Consider the following 4627-nt stretch of genomic DNA (forward strand, 5'->3'; position numbering starts at 1 on the left):
ATCATGGACAATAAATAATAACACTTATCAGGTATTAGCTCCTATGTAAGGAATCGCCGGATTTTTATTCTTTTAATGATGAAATTCTGACAAGATTTGTGTGTCTAAACCTTTAAAGAATTTTGTCTATCAAAAGAGTAATTGCACTTGCACTTGTTGTATTGTGTTTTAGCCGGATTTATGCAACCCCCATAATAGATAGCCTGGAAATGGAATTGGCGAAGGCTGGTAATGGTAAAGAGTTAGAACTGCTCTGGAACCTACATAGCGTAACCTATTCTACCTTACCTACGAAAGCATTGATGTATCTGGATCAGTTGCAGAAGCAGGCTGAGCAACTCGACAATGAATACTGGGAAGCAAGATGTTTCTTCGGAAAAGCAGCAATCCTTATTGATCAAAAACTCTATGGAGAAGCCATAAGATTAAGCTTTAAATCAGCCTCCATGTTTAGAGAGTTGGGTAAAAACCAGGAAACGGCTGATAACCTTTATAATATAGGGAAAATGTACTCGGCAGCCCATGAGTGGGATAACTCTCTTTTCTATTATACAGAGGCTCTACAACTGTACACGAAGGAAGGTTCTTCCAAATTTCTTCCATATACCTACTTAGCCATAGGCAGATGTCAGGTAAAAAAAGGAGCTTACGACAAAGGGTACGATGCTTATATCAAGGCCATAGAAATATTCGAAAATCGCCATGATGTCGCAATGCTAAATTGGTCGTATAATTTACTTGGCATTTTGATGTTTGAAAAAGGTGATTATCAGCGAGCTAAAGAATATTACAATAAGTCTGTCTCTTTTGATGGTCTAAAAAATATAGATCGAAAAAGGGCTATGGCAATTAACAATATTGGAGAAGTACTTTTAGCTGAAAATCAACTTAAGGAGGCTCGACATTATTTAAATCAAGCTTTGAGCCTTAAAAGGACACTGAACGACAAACCTCTCATATTGAGCACCGAAATAACCCTGTCGAAACTCTATGAGAAAGAACATTTATATGATAGTATAATCTCCAAATTGAAGCCTTCAATAGAAAGCATTGTTTCAAATGGCTATGACGAGAACCTGCTGGAAGCTTTAACGATTATAACCACGGCATATCAAAATACTGATGATGCGTACAAAAAAGCTCATGTAAATGACATCATTAGGTTTAGTCAAATGAAAGATGAGCAGATTGCATATCTGAAAGACCTGAAAGAAAACCTGGAAATACTCAACAACAAGTTTATCATTGAGCTTTCGGTAGAGCAGTACACGGCGGAAGAACAGTTGGCCCAGGCTATCGGAAAAGTCAACCTCGCCTGGACGGTCTTTGCCATTACCTTTTTACTGCTTTCTCTCGGAGGTACCATTCTTTACCTGAAATACAAAAAGCTCAACGCCATTAAAAATGAGAAAACTGAGGTAATTGATGAAATACAGCGGATTGGTAATGAAGGGGTAAATTATATTAAGAACAGTAAGGTCTCAAAAGCTTTGGACAAATTATCAAATTCAGTGAATTCCTCTGGTAATCAGGAGCCCTCAGGTGATTCCGCATCACCAAAGCAAACCTGACATTAAACAAGCTTTGACAGGTCAGGCTCAGCAACAAAGGCCGTTTTGCCTGATACCTGTTAATAAACTGCTTAATTTGATGGTAGCTCTATTTGATTGACTTGTGGATCCGGAGTACAATATCTTTCAGCCTCATATTCTCCTCTATAAGTTTATCCGCCAGGTCATACACATCCGTCAGCGTCTGCTTCAGCTCAGGTTTTGAAAGGCTGTTAACGTCCTTTCTTCTGATGCCCGTAGACTCGGTGATGTCCAACTGAACGATATCATCCTTGCTTTCATGCTCGGGCAGGCCCAAAAGCGCCTCGGCAGAAACATCAAGGATGTCCATAAATACAGGGAGTAGCTCCAGCCGCGGTTGGTTCTTGCCAGTCTCGTATTGCGATATCTGGTTGCGGGTAAAGGATGTGCCCGTTCTTTTGCTCAATTCGGCCGCCAGATGCTCCTGGTTGAGCCCTTTCTTTACCCTAATCTCCTTAAGCTGTAAGTAAAACTTATTGACTTTATTCAAAATAATATCGAATTTATAGTTCAATATATCAAAGTTATTTACTATAATTGTCTTGGTGATACGATTATAGTTTTTTAAAGATAGCTATTTCCTGATTCACCAGAATTATTCAAACCAATTATTTTGGAGCAACCATTTTAGTAGCCATGAACAAGGAAATATTAAACCAACCTCAGTTACAACTCATGCATTCGTCGATACAGGCAATGCAAATAATCCGCATTTTCGAGGCCCTGAAGCCAATATCTTTCAGCACGCCGGCCATGCAGAAGCTCGAAGAGCACGCCGGCAGCCTGGATCGGGATATACTTTATTTCCAGCATGGCCGTCAGCTATTCTTTTGTAGCAAGCGGCAAAACAGGCTCATAGCCAAAATAGATTTTCAGCGTTAGGCCACACCTGAATGCAGTCAATAAACATCAAAAAAGTAAAAGAAATTGACATACTTATTCAGCAGCAAAATACCGGTAAGCCCGGGGAGTTTGCACGCAAGCTGGATATGTCCGTGAGCAACCTGCACTACCTGCTCAGGTTGCTGAGAGAAGAGCTAAACGCCCCCATTGTTTACGACAGACAGCTCAAGAGCTACAGGTACAGCACCGCAGGCAGCATAGTGCTGGACTTTGTAAAAGATGAAAACATTTAAGACAGCCCGTTTCAATTGGGTTAGGTTGATTACCATCAAAGGGAGGTGCAAGTGCCTCCCTGCGATGACACCTAAAACACTAATAACCATGAAAGACAAAACCCCCACATGGGAGGAATCCCAAAACCAGTACAAACTCCTGCTCAAAGGCGTGGATGAACTCATCAAAAACACCACCAGGCTGGCTGAAAGCTACGAAACCACCAACATGGACTTCGCCAGCATGGTCTACCAAAACGGCCTTAACGAGCTCATGCAAAAAGCAGAGCAGATGAAAGCCTACGAGCGCAGCTTTGAACTGATGTACTTCAGCATGAAAGGCCACGTAGAGCAATTGAAACGCCTGAAAGAAGTACTGCAGCTATTCTTCATCAAGGATACGATAAATCATCCTTATAACTGAGCAGCCATTCCGGTATTCGGTAATCAGTAACCGGGTAATCGGTGAGTGTGTCAAGTCGGAAGACCGAAGATCGAAGAAGGGACAGTTGATTGGCAAAAGTGAATGGATATAGAATTGGTATTTTAAATATTTCTACACGCTACTATCCCCTCGAGGGGATTATAGGGGTGTTTTAAACCAAACAAGCCCCACGTCATTCCGGATTTTCGCAGTGTAACGGAGAAAATATCCGGAATCCCCATGAACGAAGGCAGAGACCGATGATTACGCAACCACCTAAAAAGATGCCGAGTCCTCTGCGAGAGACATCGGCAGGGAAATAGTTGTTAAGTCGGAAGTAGGAGGACCGAAGATCGAAGTTCAAAGAAGAGACAAGTTGACCAGTAAGCAGTGAATTGATATTGAGTTAATGCAAATACGTGAAAACTTTGAGATAGTTTAATATTACTTCTATTAATTATTACTTTTATTATAGTATATTCTTCTTTATCTAAAGTTATTATATAGCTTTGGAAAATTAAACTTCACTATTGTATGCGTTATATTCTTATTACAATCTTTTGTATCAATACGTTGCTTGGTTATTCTCAGGTAGAAAATAATCCTGAGCAAATTTCAAATAATAGAATAGGAACTAGTCGAACAGTACCGGCTTACATATTGAGTGGTTTAGGTGGGGCCTTGATCGGTATACCATTAGGACAAGAAGCTGGTCAGCGCACTGAGGCCAACTGGCTTCTGGCAGGTGCAGGAGTTGGGCTAATTACTTCAGCGTTTCCTGTTTTGTTTGGTGACGACCTTAATATTTCAGTAAGAGCGGTACGAGGAAATTATAAAATGGAAAGGATGAAGTCATTATTGCCAGGAGGTTTTTATCAATATGGAGATTTAGGTTTACCTTATGACAGAATTGAAAGCTATCCGTCATCTACAGGATATGAAGTGACATTTAGTGGGTCACTGAATCGATGGGTGATAGGAACAAAAGTAGCCTTGAGGTCAACCCAGGGTAAATTAGAATATAATGGCGCAGTTAATTTTGAGGATAATTTAAGAGATTGGGAAATAGGTGAGTTTGTAAAATACAATTTTATTAGTCGTGATAAAATTAAAGCAGCTATTGGCCTAAATATCGGTATGGGTGAGACAACCAGCGAAAGTACAGTCAGGTTTTTACTTAATGGGCAACCCAGCTTTTCAAGTGATAAAACTGAATTTTTAAACATTTATTTGGGGCCAGAAATATCAGTTAATTATTATTTAGGAGAAGTGATATTTCTCAATGCGCTTATGGGATACGACCATCATATAGTTAAAAAGCATTTATATACTTACGGTGTTGGTGTTGAAAGAGAAACGGATTGGAGTGGAATCCGTTATGGTTTAGGTTTTGGCATCAAGTTCTCAAGGAATTAACCGGTTTTTTTGTATATAATGCCAGAATATAAAATAAAGCCGATTATTACTACTCACAATGAGCAACTATGGATAATGTT

6 protein-coding genes are annotated in these 4627 nt (G+C 39.9%); 5 read left to right on the forward strand and 1 reads right to left on the reverse strand.

What is annotated here, in order from left to right:
* Positions 1 to 122: 122 nt before the first annotated feature.
* A complete protein-coding gene (locus E1163_RS03105) occupies positions 123 to 1571 on the forward strand; it encodes a tetratricopeptide repeat protein (RefSeq protein ID WP_155169354.1) in 1449 nt (482 codons plus the stop codon).
* An 88-nt stretch (positions 1572 to 1659) separates the two neighbouring features.
* Here the strand turns inward: E1163_RS03105 and E1163_RS03110 are convergent, their stop codons facing one another.
* Positions 1660 to 2106 (reverse strand): helix-turn-helix domain-containing protein, encoded by a 447-nt coding sequence (locus tag E1163_RS03110; RefSeq protein WP_155169357.1) that lies wholly within the window; start codon positions 2104 to 2106, stop codon positions 1660 to 1662.
* Between the two features lie 122 nt (positions 2107 to 2228).
* Here E1163_RS03110 and E1163_RS03115 point away from each other — a divergent pair, with 122 nt between their 5' ends.
* The 4 genes from E1163_RS03115 (at position 2229) to E1163_RS03130 (ending at position 4547) form a co-directional block, all read left to right on the forward strand.
* On the forward strand, positions 2229 to 2474 hold the full coding sequence (locus E1163_RS03115; RefSeq protein ID WP_155169359.1) for a hypothetical protein: 246 nt from the start codon (positions 2229 to 2231) through the stop codon (positions 2472 to 2474).
* Between the two features lie 11 nt (positions 2475 to 2485).
* Positions 2486 to 2728 (forward strand): hypothetical protein, encoded by a 243-nt coding sequence (locus E1163_RS03120; RefSeq protein ID WP_155169360.1) that lies wholly within the window; start codon positions 2486 to 2488, stop codon positions 2726 to 2728.
* 88 nt (positions 2729 to 2816) lie between these two features.
* Positions 2817 to 3131, forward strand: coding sequence for a hypothetical protein (locus E1163_RS03125; protein WP_155169362.1), 315 nt, complete (start codon positions 2817 to 2819; stop codon positions 3129 to 3131).
* A gap of 534 nt (positions 3132 to 3665) precedes the next feature.
* Positions 3666 to 4547: a hypothetical protein gene (locus E1163_RS03130; RefSeq protein WP_155169364.1), complete on the forward strand. Its 882-nt coding sequence runs from the start codon at positions 3666 to 3668 to the stop codon at positions 4545 to 4547.
* Positions 4548 to 4627: the final 80 nt, after the last annotated feature.

The sequence above is a fragment of the Fulvivirga kasyanovii genome (assembly GCF_009711405.1).
Classification (GTDB): Bacteria; Bacteroidota; Bacteroidia; order Cytophagales; family Cyclobacteriaceae; genus Fulvivirga; species Fulvivirga kasyanovii.